Origin of the sequence: Gottfriedia sp. NPDC057948 (assembly GCF_042887255.1) — a bacterium.
Classification (GTDB): domain Bacteria; phylum Bacillota; class Bacilli; order Bacillales; family Bacillaceae_G; genus Gottfriedia.
On record NZ_JBHVPN010000002.1, the window covers coordinates 296,654 to 320,469 of the forward strand.

Genomic DNA, 23,816 nt, shown 5'->3' on the forward strand with positions numbered 1-23,816 from the left:
CGTAATATTTTTGTAATACTTGTTAACGTTGTGTTAAGGAAGTTATAGAAGGGTATGTATTTTTTAAAACTTATAATAAAATATCAATATATATTGGTAATATAAGGTTTGAATCGGAAAAATTAAAATTTTTGCTTATTTCAAATTTTTGTACAATTATAATCCTAATTACATTATAATATTAGATATATATAAATTTATTAGTCATTTAGTAATAGGCTAATGGGGGAAAAGGTGGATGACAGCTAGGAAAATGGACAATCAGACACTAGACGAAATCATGGATAATATGCTCTCATCTGTTATAGATAGTAAGTCCCATGTGTTTGGAATTGTTGAAGATACTCGCTCAGAATACGAGAAATTAGGAGTAGAGCTTGAAGAAGTAAAATTACAAGTAGTAGAGAAGATTGAAAATACGGTTAGATTAGATTTATTAGCCCGAGCGGCTCGCCAAAAATTAACTGAAGTTGATGGGGATATTAATCAGTATACTGAATCTCGAGTAAAGTCAGTATATGAAACTGTCCAAACTATTCAGGAACAGCATTTTCTTTCATTAAAGGAAGAAAAAGTTCTAAATCATCGTAGAAAAGAATTAGAAAATAGACTTCAGACTTTGTTAGAGAAGCTACAAAAAGCAGAATTATTAGTTGCACGTATTTCAATTGTTTTAAACTACCTTAATACAGACTCTAAGCAAGTTAGTCATTTACTTGAAGATGTAAAACAAAAACAAGAGTTCGGATTTCAATTGATACAAGCTCAGGAAGTGGAGCGTATAAAGTTATCACGCGAAATTCATGATGGACCAGCCCAAACGTTAGCCAGTATATTAATGCAGTCAGACTTTTTAATAAAAACATATCGCCAAAGACCAGAAGAAGATGCAAGAAAAGAATTAGGTGATATAAAGGAACAAGTCCGTTGTGCATTAGGGGAAGTTAGAAGAATTATATACGATCTACGCCCAATGGCTTTAGATGATTTAGGTTTAGTTCCAGCCCTTAATAAATATTTAAAATCGCTTGAATCATATAAGCATATTGAAATGAAATTTGAATATTGCGGTCAAAGCAAAAAAAGACTTAATTCAAAAATAGAAGTTGCAATCTTTCGGATCATCCAAGAGGCAGTTCAAAACGCATGTAAGCATGCCGATCCATCAACAATTTTTGTGAGATTAGAGTTTTTAAGTAACAAAATTAATGTTTTCGTACAGGATGATGGAGTAGGTTTTCTTGTTGGAAAAGGCCAAAGTGAAAACTCTTTTGGGTTAATAGGAATGAAAGAACGAGTTGAGTTATTAAATGGAGATTTTAAAATCGAATCAATACTAGACGTAGGTACGAAAATTAGGATCACTTTAGATGTAGATATAGAGAATGAATTAGAAATGTCATTTCAAAATAAAACGTCTGAAAATTTCTAAAAGTAAAATTTTGTTTCACGTTTTTCGGAGATTTGCGTCGTAACTACTCATAAAATATGTTAAAATATACTATAATTTAGAAAAAAATACCAATTTCTACAAATTTCGATAGATAAGCATACTAGAACAAATAAACAGAGGAGTAATGAAATGAAAACTAGAATTGCAATTGTAGATGACCATAAATTGTTTCGTGAAGGAATTAAGAGAATCCTAGATTTTGAAGAGAGTTTTGATGTTGTTGCTGAAGGTTCTGACGGTACAGAAGTTGTAAATATCATGGATCAACATCAAGTAGATGTATTTATTGTTGATATAAACATGCCGACAATGAACGGAGTAATAGCTACAAAAGCATTGCTAGAAAAACATCCTGAAGCAAAAGTAATCATTTTATCAATTCATGATGATGAATCGTATGTAACTCATGTCCTAAAAGTAGGTGCAAGAGGCTATTTATTAAAAGAAATGGACTCTGATACACTAATTGAAGCAATTAAAGTCGTTACAAAAGGTGGATGTTATTTACACCCAAAGATAACTCACAACCTAGTAGAAGAATTTAGAAGACTATCACTTAAAGAACAATTATTTAAATCTCGAGAAGTAGAAGTGCGCCGTCCATTACATTTACTTACTAGAAGAGAATGTGAAGTACTTCAAATGTTAGCAGATGGTAAAAGTAACCGTGCTATTGGTGAAGCTCTCTTTATTAGTGAAAAAACTGTCAAAAACCATGTAAGTAATATTCTACAAAAACTAGAGGTAAATGACCGTACCCATGCTGTAGTAACGGCAATTCGAAACGCTTGGGTAGAAGTGAAATAATTAGGTGCAAAAAGCAGAGTATCGGATGATCGGTACTCTGTTTTAGTTTATAGACAAAGAACAATATATTTTATTTTTCGCTTTTAGTCTAAAACATAGAATCAATAAAATCGCCACTTTTTCTTTTCAATAAATAGCCTTTTAAGTATAATAAGTCTTTCTAAGTCTAACTGTGTTGTCGAATTGACTCAGAGTAAAGAGAATAAAATACAATGATTTTACTTAATTAGTTGTGTAAAATTAAACCATTAAATACATAGTTAAACGTTACTATATATAATAAGAAAGGATATGACAATGAGAACTGCAATTGTTACAGATAGTACATCCTATATCCCAAAGGAAGTAAGAGATTCTTTAGATATACATATGTTGCCTCTTAATGTAATCTTCGGAGATGCGTCCTACCAAGAAGAAGTTGAAATTACAGCCGAACAGTTTTTCCTCAAGGTCCGTGAACAAAAGGAGCTTCCAAAAACTTCACAGCCTGCATACGGCACGATTATTGAAAAATTTGAACAGCTTTCAAAAGAATATGAGGCTGTTGTTGCGATCACTTTATCAAGTGGAATTAGTGGAACCTATCAAAGTATTGTATCAGCTGGTTCAATGATTGATAACTTAGAAGTAGTCGCTTACGATTCAGAAATTAGCTGCATGGTCCAAGGGTTTTATGTCATTGAAGCTGCGAAAATGGCAAAGAAAGGTGCTGGACCAACTGAAATCATTGAGCGTTTAGATGAAATAAAACAATCTGCAAATGCTTACTTTATGGTTTTTGATTTAGATCACCTACAACGTGGTGGAAGACTTTCGAGTGCACAAGCATTTGTAGGAAGTTTACTACAAGTAAAGCCAATTCTAACATTTGTAGACAAACAAATTGTCGCCTTTGAAAAAATTCGAACTGAAAAAAAGGCAATGAAACGAATTACAGATTTATTTGGCGAAGTTGCATCAAAAGGCGAAAAAATGAAAGCAGTTGTTATTCACTCCAATCGTGAAGGCGATGCAAAAAAGTTAGCCCAACAACTTAGTGAAACATATCCGAATGTTGAATTAGAAATTTCATATTTTGGCCCAGTAATTGGAACGCACCTTGGAGAAGGTGCTTTAGGATTAGGTTGGTACATTGTTTGAGTAGGAGCTCCTTTGATTAGGGGCTTTTTTTGTTTTTTCCAGTGGGAATTTGATAACGTAATTAAATGTGAGCATCGCAAATAAAAACAAGTAATCGCAATTAAAAATAGAAAATCACAAATAAAACCTTGTTATCACAAATAAAATAAGCGAAATCGCATTTAAAAAGAAAAACTCAATAAACTATTGTAGATTTTGTTCAATTTCAATTAAAGTTGTTAATTTTTTAGGAGTTTATATAGAATTTGATCAAAAATACTTCATTTTTAACTCGAATTGAATTATTTTTAGTCTACTTTATAAATGAACTGTAGAATTATTGAAAATGGATTTTTAATAATGTAGTCACTAAAAGATCGTCACAATAAATCTATATATTTGACAAGGAAATTTCACTGGAATTAACGTCGTTAGTGACTAATTGGATGTAATATTTGAAGATGGTCATATTTATGTGGGACCTTTTTAAAACTCCCAAGTTTTATCCCTCAAAATATTTCTTATAAGAAAGTAGGTTAAAAATGGACAAATTTTACGGTAGAAAACTCCAACTTCTCTCCACAATAAACCTTCAGGACATCCCCTCAACAAGTCTAATCATTCAAGCGGTTCAAAAAGTTAAAAATCGTTATCAATGCTTTCGTTGTGGTAATCAAAATCAACACTTTTTCGCTACTCATTTTTGTGCTAAATGTTCATCACAGTGTACGTATTGTCGAAAATGTATCACTATGGGAAAGATGTCGACATGTACTGAGCTAGTCATTAATGAAGTGGATATGAAATTCGATACCTCAATCTCTGGACTCGAATGGGATGGTAAACTCTCACCACAGCAAAAAGAAGCTTCTATTAAAGTAGTTGAAGCTGTGAACGATAATCAGAATTTGTTACTTTGGGCAGTTTGTGGTGCAGGGAAAACAGAAATGTTGTTTGAAGGGATTGAAGCTGCACTGCAGCAAGGAAAATTAGTTTGTATTACAACTCCACGAGTAGATGTTGTTTTAGAGCTATCGATTCGATTCAGACAGGCCTTCCCTACTATTTCAATTGCAGTACTTTATGGAGGTAGTGAAGAGAAATGGGATGAAAATAGGATAACGATTTGTACAGTACATCAGTTAATGAAATTTAGACATACCTTCCACTTATTAATTATTGATGAGGTTGATGCTTTTCCTTATAATATTGAAACACATTTGCACTGGGTTGCAAATGAATCAAGAACGATTAAAGGTTCTACAGTACAAATGACAGCTACCCCATCTAGTGAACAACAACTACTTGCGCTAAAAAACAAAATCAAAAATGTAATGGTCCCCGCAAGATACCACAGGCAACCTCTACCAGTACCTAGCTTTAAATGGATCGGTAACTGGCGTAAAACAATCCGAAAAACACCAAAACTTCCAAATCCTTTAGAAAAATGGATAAAATTATTTATTCAAAAAGGCTGCCCTATCTTTTTGTTTGTCCCTACAATTAATGAATGTGTTTTCATAGAAGAGGCTGTTAAAAAGATAACAGTTAAATCGGCATCAGTTCATAGTCAAGATCCACAAAGACATGAAAAAGTAAGTGCTTTTCGAAACGGTGATACTCAAGTTTTAATTACAACGACAATTTTAGAGAGAGGCGTTACGATTTCGAATAGCCAAATTGCAGTACTAGGTGCTGATGAAGAGACTTTTACAGAAAGTGCACTAGTTCAAATTGCTGGGCGTGCTGGTAGACATATTAATTATGCAAATGGAGAGGTAATCTTTTTCCACAATGGAATTAGTGAAGAAATGTTAAAAGCTAAAAAGCAAATACTTCTAATGAATCATTTAGGTATCGAGAAAGGCTGGTTGGATAATAAGTGATTTGTGTATATTGTGGTGTTCGATTTATTGAGAAGTTTTCCTTGCATAAATTGTTTTTTCTAAGCAATGAATCAGCTTGTTCACAATGTATAGCGAAATTTAAAAAAATAATAGGTCCTGTTTGTGAAATTTGTTGTGGTTGCATTATGGAGAATCAAAAGCATTGTAAAAATTGTGTAGAGTATATGAGTTTAAAGTTAGATGTGCCGTTAATTATTAATCAGTCGATATTTCATTACACAAATGAAGTAAAAGAGTGGCTCAATCATTTTAAATTTTGTGGTGATATTCAGTTAGCATCCATATTTGCAAATGATTTGAGGGAATACTATGAAAATTCTTTCAAAAATTATAAAATAGTTCCAATACCTCTAAGTGATGCGAGGCTAAAGGAAAGAGGCTTTAATCAAGTTGAAGTGCTTGCACAATATGCAGGTTTAAACTTAACAAATTGTTTAGAAAGAATTCATACTGAAAAACAAAGTAAATTAAACCGTTATGAAAGACTTAGCCGAGAACAAGTTTTTTCTTTTTGTGGTGAGGAAAAAATAGATAACGAACCGATTGTATTACTTGACGATGTGTATACAACTGGTAAAACGATACAAGATGCCGCAACGATATTGTTACAAAATGGTGCTTCTGAAGTACATTCCCTCACATTAATTCGGGCATAAAGCTTGGAGGCTTGTTAATTTTATAGAACTTAATTTTACTACGAGTTTTACCGATATAAATAGTGGTCATTGGACAGAATAAAACAAAAATACAGCTAAAGGATCGTAATTTAATAATAAAGCGTATAAAACGATTAGCGATGAGGTGAGAAAAATGAAGGGTAATATATCTGATGAGGACAAAGTTCATTTACATCAATACAACGTAGAAAAAATTGAACAAAATAAACGAGAACAAGAAGGAAAAATAGAATTCTCCCCTCAAGCGAAGGATTATCAAACCGCTAATCAGATATTCGAAAAACGTGATGAACGTATACAGCAATTAAAAAAACAAATAGACGAGGGAACATACAAAGTTCAACCAATGAAAGTGGCTGAAAAAATGCTTAGTTATTTTAATAAGAAATAAAGACTAACAATCGAACCGGGTTGTTACAAAAATTGTTAATTAAATAAGAAGAAAAAGAAAAGAACTTAGCAAAAAAGTTAAGTTCTTTCTGTGTTTAGGCAAGGATATAAAATAGGATTTTCATCCGAAACATAATCTTCTGTTATTTGGGGCGTGAAGTTTTTTAAAGTGGTCATTCATTTTATAGTATTTTAATTTGATTTAGAGGAAAGTTAATATTAATTATTTTGACAAAAACTTAATAAAATAATGGAAAGATTTTCTTAATATATCACACAATTTTTTCTAATAATGTGATAAACTCAAATGGTTTAGTTATTTACTTTTTATGTAGAGGTGTACATATGTTATCGATTTTAAAACGATACTTAATTGGTAAACCACTTAAGTCAACAGAGTTAAGTGAACAAAAGTTATCGAATACGAAGGCCTTGGCAATTCTATCGTCAGATGCGCTTTCTTCAGTAGCATACGGTCCGGAGCAGATTCTGATCGTTTTAACTACGGTTGGGGCGGTAGCGTATTGGTATTCGGTTCCGATTGGTATAGGCGTACTGATTTTATTATTAGCATTAATTTTATCTTATCGCCAAATTATTTTTAGTTATCCTCACGGTGGTGGCGCTTATGTCGTATCTAAGCAAAACCTCGGTGTTATTCCAGGTTTAGTTGCCGGTGGATCCTTGCTAGTTGACTATATCTTGACTGTAGCGGTTAGTGTGTCTGCAGGAACGGACGCGATTACATCCGCCTTTCCAGTCTTGCATGCTCATACAGTATTTATTGCTGTTATTTTGGTTATATGTATTACAATTTTAAACTTACGCGGACTAACTGAATCTGCTTCAATTTTGGCATATCCGGTTTATTTATTCGTTGTAGCACTTGTTATCATCATTATCGTAGGTTTATATAATGTCTTTACAGGCCATGCACCACAAACAGCACATTCAGCGATTGGTACTGCTGTTCCAGGGATTTCGCTCTTTATTCTTTTAAAAGCATTTTCATCTGGTTGCTCAGCCTTAACCGGTGTAGAAGCAATTTCAAATGCTATTCCGAACTTTAAAGAACCTTCAGATAAAAATGCGGCAAAAACACTATTGATGATGGGGTCGATTTTAGCAGTACTATTTTCTGGAGTTATGTTTTTAGCTTACTGGTATGGAATTGTACCAAATGCAGAAGAAACAGTTATGTCCCAATTAGGTTCTGATATTTTCGGACGAAATATAATCTATTTCTTTATACAAGGGACAACGGCGCTAATCCTTGTATTAGCAGCTAATACAGGATTTTCTGCATTCCCATTACTAGCTTATAACTTAGCAAGTGATAAATTTATGCCAAGAATGTACTTACTTCGAGGAGATCGTCTAGGCTATTCAAATGGTATTATTACACTTGGTATAGCTTCAATTTTATTAATTATTGCTTTCCAAGGTAAAACAGAAGCATTAATTCCATTATATGCTGTTGGTGTATTTGTACCATTTACACTTTCTCAAACAGGTATGGTAATTAAATGGATTAGGGAAAAACCTGCTGGCTGGTTACCGAAATTAACTGCCAACTTTGTTGGAGCATTTATTTCAGCAACAGTTTCGATTATTTTCTTAACGACTAAGTTAAATCAAGTTTGGTCCATATTTATTTTCTTACCTTTGATTGTTATTCTATTCTTAAGAATACGTAAGCATTATGAAGCAGTAGGTGACCAATTAAGATTAAATAATGATATTCCTGAAAAAATTAGTGGAAATATCATGGTAGTTCCTGTCGCTGGGATTACAAAAGTAGTTGAACGTACAATGCAATATGCTCAAGGGATTGCTGATGAAGTCTATGCTGTTTACATTTCTTTTGATAAAGAAAGTGAAGAGCAAATGAGAGAAAAATGGGAAGCATGGAATCCTAACGTAAAATTAATTGTTGTTCACTCTGAGTATCGAGAGATCACAAGACCTCTTTTAAAAGTAATAGATGAAATGGAAGCAAAAGCTCATGAACAAGGTTTTGAAATTACAGTTTTAATACCACAGTTTATTACGAGAAAAAATTGGCATAATGTTTTACATAATCAATCAAGCTTATTACTTCGAGCGTATTTACTTCATAAACGAAGCGTTATTGTAACTACTGTACCTTTTAGATTTAAGGTGTAGAGAGCAGAGGTTTGTAGGAAAAATGTTATAAAATTTCTTTTTATAAAAATAGGAAAAAATAATGGGACAAGTCAAAAGGTAAGCGAATATGATAGGTAAGGAAAATAATTAGAATTTTTCGTTATTTGTCGAATTCGTGAAAAAAAAGGCGATAAGCTACTTTTGACTTGTTCTAGTTTTATGATGTATAGTTGAAATGTGGAGAAGATTCACAAGTTTTCGACTGAAGGGAATGGATTTGAATGCAAGGTAAAGTAAAATGGTTTAATGCAGAAAAAGGTTTTGGATTTATCGAGCGTGAAGATGGAGACGATGTATTCGTACATTTCTCAGCTATCAACGCAGAAGGTTACAAATCTTTAGAAGAAGGCCAAGCAGTTAGCTTCGAAATCGTTGAAGGTAACCGTGGACCTCAAGCTGCTAATGTTACTAAAATTTAATTTTTTCCGTTAATAAGTAAGTATTTGCTTATATAGATTCGGACCACGAGGGCTTACTCATTTGAGTAAGCCTTTGTTTGTTTTGGAAAATTTTTGAGTATCTTTAAATTATTATAAAAATATAATCTGATATAAACAGTAAAAGTTCATAAAACGGACACAGAAATTTCTCATATTTGACAAAAATTTCAAGGAGGAAATAGAGATAGAAGTGTAGAATATAAATATGACAGCTTTCACTATTTGGAGCTTGATGAAGGAGGAAACCCATATGATGCTAAACATCCGAGGCGAAAATATTGAAATTACTCCAGCTATTCGTGATTACGTAGATAAAAAATTATCGCGATTTGATCGTTATTTTGACGAAGAGTTATCGGCGAGAGTTAATGCTAAGGTATTCCACGACAAGCAAAGAATTGAAGTAACTATTCCTGGAACGTATATGTTATTACGTGCAGAAGAAGAGCATTCAGATTTGTATGCAGCTGTCGATTTAGTTATTGATAAACTAGATCGTCAAATTAGAAAACACAAAACAAAAGTAAATCGCAAGTTAAGAGAAAAAGGTTCATTAAAATTCATGTTTGCACCATCGACTACTGAATCAGCTGTTGCAGTAGAAGAGCACGAAAATGATATTGAGTTAGTTCGTACAAAGCAATTTGATCTAAAACCTATGGATGCAGAAGAAGCAGTGTTACAAATGAATATGTTAGGTCATAACTTCTTTGTATTCTTAAATGGTGAAACGAATAAAACGAACATCGTTTACGCTAGAAAAGATGGGCGTTATGGTTTAATTGAAGCCAAATAAAAATTAAAAAAATAATAATAAAAGGACTGAGCTGAACAATTAGCTTAGTCCTTTTTTGGTTTTTTTGCTTATTTTCTAAAATATTAATTAATTCTAATAGAACATTCTCGACATAAGGTTGTCACGTATCTTCATTTAATGATAAAATTAGAAATAGTATCTAATAACTTAATGACATTTTAGTTTATGACTTTATAATAGAGGAGCGTTACGAATGCTTGGAATGATAAAAAAGGTTTTTGATCTTAATCAGCGACAATTAAATAAAATGCAAAAACAAGTTGATCAAGTGTTATCTTTACAGGATCAGTATGCAAAATTATCTGATGATGAACTTAGTGGTAAAACATTTGAATTTAAAGAGCGTATACAAAAAGGTGAAACTCTTGATGATATTTTAGTTGAAGCATTTGCTGTTGTTCGTGAAGGGGCTACCCGTGTGCTTGGTATGACTCCATATCCTGTACAGTTATTAGGTGGAATTTCCTTACATGAAGGTAATATTTCAGAAATGAAAACTGGGGAAGGTAAAACTTTAACTTCCACTTTACCTGTTTACTTAAATGCATTAAGTAGCGAAGGTGTTCACGTTGTTACAGTCAATGAATACTTAGCTAGTCGTGATGCTCGTGAAATGGGTGAATTATATGAGTTCTTAGGACTTACTGTTGGTCTAAACTTAAATAGTATGGAACCAGATGAAAAGCGTGAAGCATATGCTTGTGATATTACGTATAGTACAAATAATGAATTAGGATTTGACTATTTACGTGATAACATGGTTGTATACGCTGAACAAAGAGTTCAACGTCCACTAAACTATGCTATTATCGATGAGGTTGACTCAATTTTAATTGACGAAGCACGTACCCCATTAATTATTTCTGGACAAGCAAAACAGTCTGCACAATCTTATATTGCTGCAAATGCTTTTGTTGGAATGCTTAAGCTAGATAAAGATTATACGTACGATGTAAAAACAAAATCAGTTTTATTAACTGAAGATGGTATTTCACGTGCTGAAAAAGCTTTTGGCGTTGAAAACCTGTTTGATTTGAAAAACGTTAACTTAAACCATCATATTACTCAGGCATTACGTGCTCACGTGACGATGACTCACGATGTAGATTATGTAGTTCAAGATGGTGAAATTGTAATCGTTGACCAATTTACTGGTCGTTTAATGAAAGGCCGTCGATACAGTGAAGGTCTTCACCAAGCGATCGAAGCTAAAGAAGGATTAAAAATTCAAAACGAAAGTATGACGCTTGCGACAATTACTTTCCAAAACTACTTCCGTATGTACAAAAAACTTTCGGGTATGACAGGTACAGCTAAAACTGAGGAAGAAGAATTCCGTAATATTTACAATATGAATGTTCTAGTTATTCCTACGAACAGACCAATTGCTCGTATGGATAAACCTGATCTAGTATATAAAACAATGACTGGGAAATTTAATGCTGTTGTTGATGAAATCGTAGAGCGTCACAAAGCTGGGCAACCAGTTCTAGTTGGTACAGTAGCGATCGAGACTTCAGAATTAATCTCACAATTGTTAAAGCGTAAAGGTGTTAAACACGAAGTATTAAATGCAAAAAACCATGAACGTGAGGCTGATATTATCGCATTAGCTGGTCACCGTGGCGCAGTTACGATTGCCACAAACATGGCTGGTCGTGGTACAGATATCAAACTAGGAGAAGGCATTCGTGAGCTTGGTGGTTTAGCTGTAATTGGTACAGAGCGTCATGAAAGCCGTCGTATTGATAATCAGTTACGTGGTCGTTCTGGTCGTCAAGGTGACCCTGGTGTGACAACTTTCTATTTATCAATGGAAGATGAATTAATGCGTCGTTTTGGTTCAGAAAATTTATCAGTTATGATGGACCGTTTAGGATTAGATGATTCTCAACCGATTGAAAGTAAAATGGTTTCACGTGCAGTTGAATCTGCACAAAAACGAGTAGAGGGTAATAACTTTGATGCTCGTAAACAATTACTTCAATATGATGATGTATTACGTCAACAACGTGAAGTTATATATGCTCAACGTTCTGAAGTTATTGATTCAGATGATTTACAACCAATCGTTAAGAATATGATTGAAGGTACTATTAACAGAGTAGTTCAAGCTCATACTCCAAACGAGCAGCTTCAAGAAGAGTGGAATTTAGAAGGAGTCATTGATTTCTTAGAAGCAAACTTATTAAATGAAGATGAAATCACAGTTGAACAATTACGTGTAATTGAACCGGATGAAATGGTTGAATTAATTCAAAAAACAGTATTCGAGCGTTACGAAGAAAAACAGGTAGCTTTACCAGTTGAACAAATGCGTGAGTTTGAAAAAGTTGTATTATTACGTACTGTTGATAGCAAGTGGATGGCTCATATCGATTCAATGGATCAACTTCGCGAGGGAATCCATTTACGTGCGTATGCACAAATTGATCCACTACGTGAATATCAAATGGAAGGCTTCGCAATGTTTGAAGAGATGATTGCTTCAATTGAAGAAGAGGTATCTCGCATTATTATGAAAGCTGAAATTGAAGCTGATGTAGAGCGTGAAGCTGTTCAAGGCGATGCAATTCATGTAAGTAATGATGGTGAAGGTGAAGTAAAGAAAAAACCAATCGTAAAAGGCGAAGAAACTGGCCGTAATGAAGATTGTCCTTGTGGATCAGGTAAGAAGTATAAAAACTGCCACGGTAAAGGAATCTAATAAAATAGAAACTAAATGAAAAGGGGCAAAGGCAAGTAGTGATTAGAAAAGAGGAGTAACTTTAAAAGGTTATTCTTACTTTACTACTTGTCTTTACCTGCTTTTTATTGTTCGTAAAATTTAATCGAGGTGTTATGTAATGGAATTAGTAGAAGTGAAGCAAGAACTAGAAAAGATGGCGAAACGCCTTCAAGCATTTAGGGGGTCTCTTTGACGTCGAAACAAAACAAGCAAGACTAGATGAGCTTGAAGCGTTCATGTCAGAGCCGGATTTTTGGGATGATCAAAAAGCTGCACAAGTAGTAATTAGTGAAGTAAATGGTTTAAAAGAAGTCATTAATGAATTCAATGATTTAAATGATGGATATGAGAATCTTGAAGTAACTTATGAGTTAGTTAAAGAAGAAAATGACGACGAACTATTTGAAGAATTAGTAACTGAAGTAAAAGCTTTAACTGGAAAACTGAATGATTTTGAACTTCAATTATTATTAAGCGAGCCATATGATAAAAATAATGCAATTCTTGAACTTCACCCAGGAGCAGGTGGAACTGAGTCTCAAGACTGGGGTTCAATGTTATTACGTATGTACACTAGATGGGCTGAAAAACGTGGATTTAAAGTCGAAACCTTAGATTATCTACCTGGTGATGAGGCTGGTATTAAGAGCGTAACTTTAGCAATTAAAGGCCATAATGCTTATGGCTATTTAAAAGCAGAAAAAGGCGTTCATCGTTTAGTACGTATATCTCCTTTCGATTCATCAGGTCGTCGTCATACTTCTTTCGTTTCTTGCGAAGTAATGCCTGAGTTCAATGAAGAAATTGAAATCGATATACGTACAGAAGATTTAAAAATTGATACGTATCGTGCAAGTGGAGCGGGTGGTCAGCACATTAATACAACTGACTCAGCAGTACGTATTACGCATGTTCCAACTAACACTGTAGTAACATGTCAAACAGAACGTTCACAAATTAAAAACCGTGAACATGCAATGAAAATGTTAAAAGCAAAACTATATCAACGTAAAATAGAAGAGCAACAAGCTCAACTAGATGAAATCCGTGGAGAACAAAAAGAAATTGGCTGGGGAAGTCAAATTCGTTCATATGTTTTCCACCCATACTCAATGGTTAAAGATCATCGAACAAACACAGAGGTTGGTAATGTACATGCAGTAATGGATGGAGATCTTGATCCATTTATTGATGCTTACTTACGTTCTAAGATTTAATGTTGAAAAATGGGCTGATAAGATTGGGGGAAACTTCTTTCTTACCAGCCCTAATCTTTGGGGACAAAAGAGGTATATTTAATCATTTAGTTAGCTGTAAATCTATCTTTTAACCTATAAAATCTACGATCAGACTGCCTGCCAAACACTTGCAATTAGTCTGATCATCAAATTTGTGGGACTTTGTCTAAAAAGACATCTCTTAATTATTGAGATGTTATTCTTTTGAGCTTTTTTCTTTAGGGGATTAATAAGGATTCTACCTTACTAATGTGAAGGGGTTATATGAATCATATTTATTTTTAAGTTGTTTTACAAATAGAAGAAAGTAAATTTTGTTTATATGTAATTAAATCTTATTGTTTTTTTCATAATAAAAAATAGAGAGTGTATCCGATATACAGGATATAAAATAGAAAAGTTGTCTGTAAGTGAGAAATATTGAGGGGGATAAGTTTGAAAAAGGTCAGATATTCTACTGCTCTAACTGTAGGGTGGGGTAAAACGTTTTTTGAGTACTTTTTTGTATTAATTGGTTCTGCAATTATTGCTGTCGCGTTTTGTGTGTTTTTATTACCAAATCATATTGCTTCTGGAGGGGTCAGCGGTATTTCGACGATTCTAAAGAGCACTATGGGATTTAATCCAGCGTTTGTACAATGGGCTTTTAATATTCCTTTATTTATAGCAGGTGTAATTTTCTTAGGTAGACAATTCGGCGCTAAAACATTAGTTGGAACAATTTTTATTCCACTTGTTGTTTATTTAGTTGATTTATACAATATAAAACCTGCAACTGATAATCCACTTTTAGCATCAATTTTTGGAGGACTATTTATTGGTTTAGGTTTAGGAATCGTGTTCCGTGGTAAAGCATCTACTGGTGGAACAGATTTAGCAGCTCAAATTGTTCATAAATATACTGGTTTATCACTTGGGATTTGTGTAGCATTTATTGACGGATTAATTGTACTTACATCTGCAATCGTGTTTAATCTTGAAAGTGGTATGTATGCACTAATCGCACTTTTTGTTACGAGTAAAACAATTGATTTAGTTCAAATCGGTCTTGCTAGATCAAAAATGGCACTAATTATTACTTCAGAAGTGGAGCCTGTAACAACAGCAATTGTTCACCAATTAGATCGTGGAGTAACAAAGTTAACCGGTGTTGGTGGATATACAAATGAAGACCGTTTAGTATTAATGTGTGTACTTGATCAAACTGAATTTTCTTCTTTACGCGATATCGTTCGGTCAGTTGATCGAAATGCTTTCATTACAGTTGTAGATGCAACAGAAGTACTTGGAGAAGGTTTCACAAACTTGACATAATAAGGTAAAATAAATAATTTTATTAGTAGTAGACTATAGTTATGGATTTTTAAAGGGGCGATGATTTTTGTGAAAAAACTACTTCTTGCTTTTATAACTGGTGGTATGCTGTTAACGATTACAGCATGTGGTTCAAATAATAATTCTAGTAAAAATAATGATTCAGGTGAGCCGGTTTCAGTTGCTAATGGGGAAAAGTTATTTAAACAAAGCTGTGCTAGCTGCCATGGTGGAGAATTAGAAGGTGTAATTGGACCAAGCTTAAAAAAGGTCGGAGCGAAATATTCTGAAAAAGAAATAGAAAATATTATCCATGATGGAAGAGGTTCAATGCCTAGTGGAGTTGTTCAAGGAAATGACGCGAAAAGTGTAGCGAAATGGCTTGCGACTAAAAAATAAAATGTTTTAATTATTATAGAAAAAAATGAAAGAAACAGACAATTTTCTGTTAATTAGAAAAGGTCTGTTTCTTTTCATTTTAGTTACATTTTTCCATAATTTGTTAAATAAGCTCTTAAATCGTTCGGAAATAATCTTGACTATTATTAAAATGTAACATAAATTTATCAATTTTGACATTTTTTAAGTGGTATAATAGAGGAGCTTAGCTGAATTTATCGAAATATGTAAATAGCAGGCGAAATAATAAGATCAAGTAAAGTAAAGTATAATTTCATCCAGAATGGATCTTATATAGTTTGATAGAAGAAAACGGAACAAAAAATTAAGGAGAATGTCATGATTGAGTTAAAAGATGTTTATAAGACTTATCCTAATGGTGTTCTTGCGGTAGATGGTATTAATGTAAAAATTCGCCAAGGTGAATTTGTGTATGTCGTGGGACCAAGTGGTGCCGGAAAGTCGACATTCATTAAAATGATGTATCGTGAAGAAAGACCATCAAAGGGTACAATCTTAATTAATGGAATGGATTTAAGCCATATGAAGGATAAAAAAGTTCCTTTATTACGTAGAAATATTGGGGTAGTTTTCCAAGACTATAAATTATTACCGACTTTATCAGTTTATGAAAATATTGCATTTGCACTTGAAGTTATTGAAGAAAATCCGAAAACAATTAAGAAGAGAGTAATGGAAGTACTTGACCTTGTTAAGTTAAAACATAAAGCGCGATTCTTACCAACAGAGCTTTCTGGTGGTGAACAGCAACGTGTTTCGATTGCCCGTTCTATTGTAAATAAACCACAAGTTGTGATCGCCGATGAGCCAACAGGTAATCTAGATCCTGAAACAACATGGGAGATTATGGATATATTTAAAGAAATCAATGAACGTGGAACAACTGTAGTAATGGCAACTCATAATAAAGAAATCGTAAATACGATAAAGCGACGTGTAATCGCAATTGAAGCTGGAAAAATTGTACGCGACCAAGCGAGAGGAGTGTACGGTTATGAAAGCTAGAACTGCAAGAAGACATGTTCGTGAAGGTCTACGTAGTTTAAAACGAAATGGTTGGATGACGTTTGCATCGGTAAGTGCTGTTGCAGTTACTTTAATGCTTGTTGGCGTATTTTTAACCGTAATTTTGAATGTTAATCACATTGGAACAACTTTAGAAAAAGATGTTGAAGTACGTGTTTTGGTTGATTTAACAGCCAACAAAGATCAACAAGCTACTTTAAAAGAAGAAATCAAAAAATTAGATCATGTAACTACTGTAAAGTTCTCATCGAAAGATCAAGAATTAAACAATCTAATCAAAAGTATGGGAGAAGATGGAAAAGCATTCCAACTGTTTGAACAGCAAAATCCATTAAATGATACGTTTATTGTTAAAACAGATTCTCCAGAACAAATCGCACCAGTAGCCAAAAAAATTGAAGGCTTAAAATATATTGATGAAGTAATTTATGGTAAAAAACAAGTTCAAAAATTATTTAATGCAGTTTCGGTAGGTCGTAATATCGGTATAGTACTGATTTTCGGACTATTATTTACTGCGATGTTCTTAATCTCTAATACTATCAAAATAACGATCATGGCAAGACGACGTGAGATTGAGATTATGAGATTGGTAGGGGCAACTAATAACTTTATTCGTTGGCCGTTCTTATTAGAAGGTTTACTGTTAGGTGTGTTAGGATCGGTTATTCCGATTGTTTTACTATTAACGGGATATAAGGTCATTTATAATATGTTAATGCCAAAATTAGCAGGAACAATGTTCACATTATTACCATTTTCACCGTTTGTGTACCAGCTATCTGCAATATTAATAGCTATTGGTGCAATAATCGGGATGTGGGGTTCTGTCATGTCAATTCGTAAGTTTTTACGTAAATAAGATTAAATTTTTCATTTGTAGTTCTATTGTTTTAATAGTGTAATTCGATTGATAAGCTCTAGTTCCCAATTTAACGTCTGTCTGAGTTGATACAGGTACTAGGGCTTTTCTATATACATATAAGGAGGGATCTTAGATGAGTAAGAGAAAATCATCGAAAGTAATAACGATTATGTTATGCAGTACTTTCATCATCGGTGCTATCCCATCCGTTTCTTTTGCTGAAAGTAAATACCAATCAGAAATTGACCGCATTAAAAAGAAGCGTAGTGAAGTTAAGGATCAGACGGATGCGACAAACAACAAAATTGCTGATATAAAGCATGACCAGCAAGAAGTTGTTGCGGAGCTTGAAAAACTTGATGCTCGGATGAAACTGACTAAGCAAAAAGTTAACCAAACTGAAGATGCAGTTAGTGATGGGAAAAAGCAAATTTCAAAACTAAAGGAAGAAATCAAGTTTATTGAAGACCGCATTAAATCTCGTGAAGAATTATTGAAAAACCGAATGCGTTCTCTTCAAAAAGCTGGTGGAATGGTATCATACATTGATGTCATTTTAGGCGCTAATAGTTTCGGAGATTTGATCCAAAGAATGAGTGCCGTACAAATTATTATGAAGGCTGACGAGGACATTATTAATCAGCAAAACTTGGACTTAAAAGAAGTTAGTGCTAAAAAAGATGATTTGACTATTAAACAAGCAAAAATCGAAAGAGATTTAGCGAACTTAAAGAGTCTTAATAATCAACTTGCAAGTCAGGTTAGCGAAAAGAACAAATTAATGGCTTCATTAAAAGCTAAAGAAAGTGAAGCTCATGAAGATGTTTTAGATTTAAAGGAACAAGATCAATTATTAGCAAGTCAGCAGGCTGCAATGCAAAAAGCTCTTGAAATCGCTAAGAAACAAGCTGCTGAAAGAGCTGCGGCAGAAGCTAGACGTAAAGCAGAGGCTAAACGTAAAGAAGAAGCAGCTGCAAAAAGTAAAAAGCCATCTACAAGTACAAGTCAATCAAGTGGATCTGAAAGCTCAAGTAGTTCAGGTAATTCTAGTAACTCAGATAATACCGGTAGTTCTGATAACACACCAACCGTGTCTAGTGGCAACTTTACAAGACCAGCAAACGGTTATATCTCTTCAGGATTTGGACAACGTTCATTTGAAGGTGGCGAGTTCCATGAAGGTGTTGATATTGCCTCAGCGGGAAGTGTACCAGTTGTAGCAGCAGGCGATGGGGTTGTAATTCGTGCTTATGTCTCTTCTTCTTATGGAAATTGTGTATTTATTACGCATAATATTGATGGACAAGTATGGACAACTGTATATGCGCACTTGGCTAGTTTTAATGTATCAACTGGACAAACTGTTTCAAAAGGTATGAAAATTGGTTATATGGGAAATTCAGGTCATTCTACTGGACAACATTTACACTTTGAATTACATAAAGGTGAATGGAATTATGCTAAATCAAATGCAGTAGATCCTATGAAATATATTAATTTTTAATTTACTAAAAACCTATCCTAAAACACTAGGATAGGTTTTTTTTGCTAAATAAATCCCAATTAATTTATAAAACTGGTAATTCATACATAGTTAAGAGGTGATTAAATGCAATTATATTTATCACTAGTTTATAATAATTATAATTTGATATTGATTTTCATTATGAGTTAGAATATTATATAATTATTACTAGATTATAATAATTCTAATTAAGGAGAAATGATATGACAAATAACCGATTAACAACAAATCAAGGAGTGCCAATTGGAGATAATCAAAATTCACTTACAGCTGGACGTAGAGGTCCATCTTTATTAGAGGATTATCAATTAATTGAAAAACTAGCTCATTTTGACCGTGAAAGAGTTCCTGAGCGTGTTGTGCATGCACGCGGAGCTGGCGCACATGGTGTTTTCATAACTAAAAATAGTATGAAAAAATATACGAAAGCTAAGTTTTTACAAGATGCCGGAACAGAAACACCAGTATTTGCTCGTTTCTCAACAGTTATTCATGGATTACATTCTCCTGAAACATTACGTGATCCTCGAGGATTTGCTGTAAAATTCTATACTGAAGATGGTAACTATGATTTTGTAGGTAATAATCTTCCTATATTCTTTATTCGTGATGCAATGAAATTTCCCGATATGGTTCATTCATTAAAGCCGGATCCTAGGACTAATTTACAAACACCTAACAGATATTGGGATTTTATGTCTCTAACACCTGAGTCAACAAATATGTTATTACATGTATTTTCTGATGAAGGGATTCCAGCGAACTATCGTCAAATGAGAGGCTCAAGTGTTCACGCATATAAATGGATAAATGAATACGGTAATACTGTTTATATAAAACTTCGTTGGGTACCAAAGCAAGGAATTGAAAATCTTTCAATGGAAGAAGCTAGTGAAGTTCAAGGTAAAGACTTTAATCATGCAAGCCGTGATTTATACGATTCAATTGAAAACGGCGATTTCCCAGAATGGGACCTATATGTACAAGTATTAAATCCAGCAGATATGGATGACTTCGATTTTGATCCATTAGACCCTACAAAAGATTGGTTTGAAGATGTGATTCCTCGACAATTTGTTGGAACGATGATCCTGAATCGAAACCCTGAAAATGTATTTGCAGAAACAGAATCAGTTGGATTTAATCCTGGTGTGTTAGTTCCTGGCATATTACCATCTGAAGATAAGTTACTACAAGGAAGATTATTCTCTTATTCAGATACTCAAAGATATCGCATTGGGGCAAATTATTTACAGCTTCCAATTAACTGTCCTTTTGCGAAAGTAGCAAATGGTCAACGTGATGGTCATATGCCTTTTAGTCAGCAAACACATCAAATTAACTATGAACCAAATAGCTACTCGGATACGCCAAAAGAGGATGCTGATTATGTTGAAGTAGTGCAGCCATTAAGTGGTGTTTCTGAGCGCAAAAAAATAGAAAAAACAAATGACTTCGGCCAAGCAGGAGACGTTTGGAATAGATATAGTAAAGCGGAGCAGGGTGCTGTTATTAATAATATTAGTGCTGACTTAGCAGATGTAGATGAAAAAATTAAGCTTCGTGCAGTTTGTAACTTTTATCGTGCAGATTCAAAATTAGGTGAGAGACTTGCGGATAAGTTAGGCATTAATCTAACGCCATACTTGCAACATCTACCAAAATAAATTAAACTCTTCTAATAAAAATTTATTAAATCGTGTTCTACTTGCAAACATAAGTGATACAGGCTTATCATATAATAGAACAGAAATGGCATCGCACGTCTGTGTGATGCTTTTTAAAGTACATACACTATTTAATAGATTGGTACGTTCTTAAGGAACGAAAAATAGGAGGTTCTGTATGAATCGTAAAACAACAGCTCTACTTGCAACAGCAACATTTGTTGTTGGTATGGGGGTAGGTACATTTGCATTTAATGATGGTACAAGTACAATCGTTTCGAAATTCTCTGAGAGTAAAGAAGTAAAAGCTTCAGAAGATGAAAACATTGCTAAAATACAAAAAGCTTACGAAATTATTGCAAATCAATATGTGAAAAAGATTGATCCTGATAAGTTAACTGAAGGTGCAATCCAAGGGATGGTAACAACTTTAGATGATCCGTTTTCTACTTATATGGATGGAAAGACAGCTAAACAATTCCATGAATCATTAGGTTCTTCTTTCCAAGGAATTGGAGCGGAAGTTTCTAAGGATGGTGAAAAATTAATTATTGTATCTCCTATTAAGAACTCACCTGCGGAAAAGGCTGGTCTGAAACCAAAGGATGAAATTTTATCAGTTGATGGTAAGAGTGTAAAAGGTTTATCTCAATATGATGCAGTTTTAAAAATCCGTGGTAAAAAAGGAACAAATGTTACGATTGAAATACAACGACCAGGAGTTCCAGAGCCAATTAAATTTACAATTAAACGCGATGATATTCCAATGTATACAGTATTTAGTTCGGTGAAAGACGTAAATAATGAAAAAATTGGTTATATTCATATTACCTCGTTTAACGAAAAAACAGCAGATGAGTTCAAGAAAGAATTGAAAAAGCTAGAGGATCAAAATATCCAAGGATTAACAATTGACGTTCGAGGAAATCCTGGAGGGTACTTACAAGCTGTAGAAGGCGTTTTAGAAGAATTAGTTGTAAAAAGTGAGCCTTACTTACAGGTTGAAAATAGAAATGGCCAACGAGAAAAGTATTATACTAAATTAAATAAAGCGAAACCATATCCAATTGATGTATTAATTGATAAAGGTAGTGCATCTGCGGCTGAAATTTTAGCTGCGGCATTAAGTGAAGCAGGACATTATGAATTAATTGGGGAAAAATCTTATGGTAAAGGTACTGTACAATCTACATTAGATTTCAAAGATGGTAGCAATATTAAGTTAACACAATTTAAATGGTTAACTCCAGATGGTACTTGGATTCACAAAAAAGGTATTAAACCAGATGTTGCTGTAAAACAACCTGATTATTTCTACGCTACACCAATTGATAAAAAGAAAACATTTAAATTTGATGACAATGATGAAAATATTAAACAAGCGCAAATCATGTTAAAAGGTTTAGGATACGACCCGGGCCGTAAAGATGGATATTTCAGTAAGCAAACAGAGACAGCAGTTAAGAATTATCAAAAAGCTGTTGGGATTACTGTTAACGGTGAGATTGATCCTCTAACTTCAGAAAAACTTGAATCATCATTAATTGATAAAATTAAAGATGAAAAGAATGATCTTCAGTTAGAAAAAGCTTTAGATATGGTAGCTCAATAATAATACACAGAGAGGACAATTTTGAATTGTCCTCTTTGTATAGCAAAGTCCAGTTTTAGAGGACAAAATTAATTTCGTCCTCATTTGACATAATTCCCGGGAAATAGATTTGAAATTACAATCCATGCAGGAGTTTTAGTTTAGTATGTCGAAAGTACACTTTATGGAGAAGTGTGCTTTTTTTATTGTTTTGTAGCATATTCTCTTTGAAAAAACATTAATAAACCGATAACATAAGAATATCAATCTATTATATAAAAAAGGTGGTGAATGTTATGTGGTCAAATTTATTATCTGAACTATTAGTTGGATTAGGTAAACTATTTTTAAATCCATTTACTTATATATTTTTCATCGCATCAATTTTCTGTGGCAATTTACGTGTAAAACGAGAACGTAAGCATTTTTCGGTTCGAAATTTTAATGTAACGTTCGAGTGGAAAACTTCACTATGGTATGGATTACTGATTGGATTAATTCTTTCAGTTATCACATTGGTAGCTGGAATTAGCATTCCGATTGAAATGGTTTATTTATTAAGTGTATTAACAATTATTTGTGCACTAATTTTACAATTCAGATGGATGTCTCCTGCTTATCTTTTTGGACTAGCATTAGTAGCTCTGCCATTACTAAATAGAGGGCAAGATTCACTACCTTTGTTGAAAAACTTTATACCTAATGATCTGAATGCGATGCTTCCTGCTATAACAATTCTATTGGCTTTACTTTTATTGGCTGAAGGAATTTTAGTTCAACGTAATGCTGCAAATCATACAACTCCTTTATTTATTGAAAGTAAACGTGGAAAAAGAGTAGGGGCACATGAGGCAAATAGATTATGGATGGTGCCATTATTTTTACTAATACCAAGTGGTTCGATCGTTAGTGACTATTCATGGTGGCCTACACTTGCTTTAGGTGATAGTGGGTATTCGATTCTTTGTGTACCATTTGGAATTGGATTTTACCAGTTAATTCAAGGAATGCTACCAAAGGAATCAATTAAGCTTGTCGGTAAACAAATAGTTGCTTTAGCAATTATAGTTTGTGCAGGTGGAATATTAAGTTATTTTATTGGTTTCGTAGCATTTATAGCTGTAGCAATCGCAGTAGTAGGACGAGAAGCTATAAACTATATTCATAAAAATCGAGATATTAATACACCATCTTACTTTACAGTTAAATCAACTGGCCTAATTGTTTTAGGGATTTTACCAAACTCTGTAGCGGATAAAATGAACATTATAGTAGGCGAAAGTATTACGAAAGTAAATGGACAAAATGTCTCTACTGTTAATGAGTTTTATGAAGCTCTACAAATTAATCGTGCGTACTGTAAATTAGAAGTAGTTGATTTTAATTCTGAAATCCGTATAACGCAATCTTCAGTGTATGAAGGTGAACACCATGAGTTAGGATTTTTATTCCCAGAAGAAGAATCTAAATATAGTGGACAGGTTGGATAAGAGTAGTAGGATGGAAGCTTTCATTTCTACAATATAAAATCAAAAGGAACATATTCATAACTTGAATATGTTCCTTTTTTTATATCGGTTTACGAGTCTAATGTAGGGGTGTTTTTATAGGTACTATGTCATGTTTTCGAGTGTTTTGAGACCTA

The 23,816-nt window shown here is 33.5% G+C and carries 19 protein-coding genes; all 19 read left to right on the top strand.

Features of this window, described 5'->3' with window-relative positions:
- Positions 1-238: 238 nt before the first annotated feature.
- The 19 genes from ACFVRR_RS05335 to ACFVRR_RS05425 all read left to right on the top strand — a co-directional run bounded on the left by ACFVRR_RS05335 (position 239) and on the right by ACFVRR_RS05425 (position 23,661).
- A complete protein-coding gene (locus ACFVRR_RS05335; RefSeq protein ID WP_387325539.1) occupies positions 239-1,432 on the top strand; it encodes a sensor histidine kinase in 1,194 nt (397 codons plus the stop codon).
- A gap of 150 nt (positions 1,433-1,582) precedes the next feature.
- A complete protein-coding gene (locus tag ACFVRR_RS05340) occupies positions 1,583-2,260 on the top strand; it encodes a response regulator (protein WP_387325541.1) in 678 nt (225 codons plus the stop codon).
- A 297-nt stretch (positions 2,261-2,557) separates the two neighbouring features.
- Positions 2,558-3,400, top strand: coding sequence for a DegV family protein (locus tag ACFVRR_RS05345; protein WP_387325544.1), 843 nt, complete (start codon positions 2,558-2,560; stop codon positions 3,398-3,400).
- 731 nt (positions 3,401-4,131) lie between these two features.
- A complete protein-coding gene (locus tag ACFVRR_RS05350; protein ID WP_387325547.1) occupies positions 4,132-5,265 on the top strand; it encodes an ATP-dependent helicase ComFA in 1,134 nt (377 codons plus the stop codon).
- Between the two features lie 146 nt (positions 5,266-5,411).
- The gene (locus ACFVRR_RS05355; protein ID WP_387325550.1) at positions 5,412-5,942 is read left to right on the top strand and encodes a ComF family protein; all 531 of its coding nucleotides are present in this window, start codon (positions 5,412-5,414) and stop codon (positions 5,940-5,942) included.
- A gap of 154 nt (positions 5,943-6,096) precedes the next feature.
- Positions 6,097-6,354: a flagellar biosynthesis anti-sigma factor FlgM gene (gene flgM / locus ACFVRR_RS05360; protein ID WP_387325553.1), complete on the top strand. Its 258-nt coding sequence runs from the start codon at positions 6,097-6,099 to the stop codon at positions 6,352-6,354.
- A 344-nt stretch (positions 6,355-6,698) separates the two neighbouring features.
- Positions 6,699-8,519, top strand: coding sequence for an APC family permease (locus tag ACFVRR_RS05365; protein WP_387325556.1), 1,821 nt, complete (start codon positions 6,699-6,701; stop codon positions 8,517-8,519).
- 242 nt (positions 8,520-8,761) lie between these two features.
- Positions 8,762-8,959 carry a cold-shock protein CspD gene (gene cspD, locus ACFVRR_RS05370; protein WP_056469532.1) on the top strand — a complete coding sequence of 66 codons (198 nt, stop codon included), beginning with the start codon at positions 8,762-8,764 and terminating at the stop codon, positions 8,957-8,959.
- A 271-nt stretch (positions 8,960-9,230) separates the two neighbouring features.
- Positions 9,231-9,776 carry a ribosome hibernation-promoting factor, HPF/YfiA family gene (gene hpf / locus ACFVRR_RS05375; RefSeq protein ID WP_387325561.1) on the top strand — a complete coding sequence of 182 codons (546 nt, stop codon included), beginning with the start codon at positions 9,231-9,233 and terminating at the stop codon, positions 9,774-9,776.
- Between the two features lie 214 nt (positions 9,777-9,990).
- Complete coding sequence (gene secA / locus ACFVRR_RS05380) at positions 9,991-12,504, top strand: preprotein translocase subunit SecA (protein WP_387325564.1); 2,514 nt, start codon at positions 9,991-9,993, stop codon at positions 12,502-12,504.
- A gap of 139 nt (positions 12,505-12,643) precedes the next feature.
- Positions 12,644-13,742, top strand: a protein-coding gene (gene prfB / locus ACFVRR_RS05385; protein WP_387325567.1) for a peptide chain release factor 2 whose coding sequence is annotated in 2 segments (ribosomal slippage) — positions 12,644-12,706 and positions 12,708-13,742 — 1,098 coding nt in all. Because the reading frame shifts where the segments join, the coding sequence is not laid out codon by codon here.
- 456 nt (positions 13,743-14,198) lie between these two features.
- Positions 14,199-15,077, top strand: a complete 879-nt coding sequence (locus ACFVRR_RS05390) for a YitT family protein (RefSeq protein ID WP_097975035.1) — start codon at positions 14,199-14,201, stop codon at positions 15,075-15,077.
- A gap of 69 nt (positions 15,078-15,146) precedes the next feature.
- Positions 15,147-15,476 (top strand): cytochrome c551, encoded by a 330-nt coding sequence (cccB, locus tag ACFVRR_RS05395; RefSeq protein ID WP_387325570.1) that lies wholly within the window; start codon positions 15,147-15,149, stop codon positions 15,474-15,476.
- Positions 15,477-15,815: 339 nt separating this feature from the next.
- A complete protein-coding gene (gene ftsE, locus ACFVRR_RS05400; RefSeq protein WP_387325573.1) occupies positions 15,816-16,502 on the top strand; it encodes a cell division ATP-binding protein FtsE in 687 nt (228 codons plus the stop codon).
- The gene (ftsX, locus tag ACFVRR_RS05405; protein WP_387325576.1) at positions 16,492-17,385 is read left to right on the top strand and encodes a permease-like cell division protein FtsX; all 894 of its coding nucleotides are present in this window, start codon (positions 16,492-16,494) and stop codon (positions 17,383-17,385) included. The genes ftsE and ftsX overlap by 11 nt, the downstream gene beginning before the upstream one ends.
- A gap of 136 nt (positions 17,386-17,521) precedes the next feature.
- Positions 17,522-18,892, top strand: coding sequence for a murein hydrolase activator EnvC family protein (locus ACFVRR_RS05410; RefSeq protein WP_387325579.1), 1,371 nt, complete (start codon positions 17,522-17,524; stop codon positions 18,890-18,892).
- A 224-nt stretch (positions 18,893-19,116) separates the two neighbouring features.
- The gene (locus ACFVRR_RS05415; protein WP_387325582.1) at positions 19,117-20,580 is read left to right on the top strand and encodes a catalase; all 1,464 of its coding nucleotides are present in this window, start codon (positions 19,117-19,119) and stop codon (positions 20,578-20,580) included.
- 178 nt (positions 20,581-20,758) lie between these two features.
- Complete coding sequence (locus ACFVRR_RS05420) at positions 20,759-22,192, top strand: S41 family peptidase (protein ID WP_387325584.1); 1,434 nt, start codon at positions 20,759-20,761, stop codon at positions 22,190-22,192.
- Between the two features lie 275 nt (positions 22,193-22,467).
- Positions 22,468-23,661, top strand: coding sequence for a PDZ domain-containing protein (locus tag ACFVRR_RS05425; RefSeq protein ID WP_387325587.1), 1,194 nt, complete (start codon positions 22,468-22,470; stop codon positions 23,659-23,661).
- The last annotated feature ends 155 nt before the right edge of the window (positions 23,662-23,816 follow it).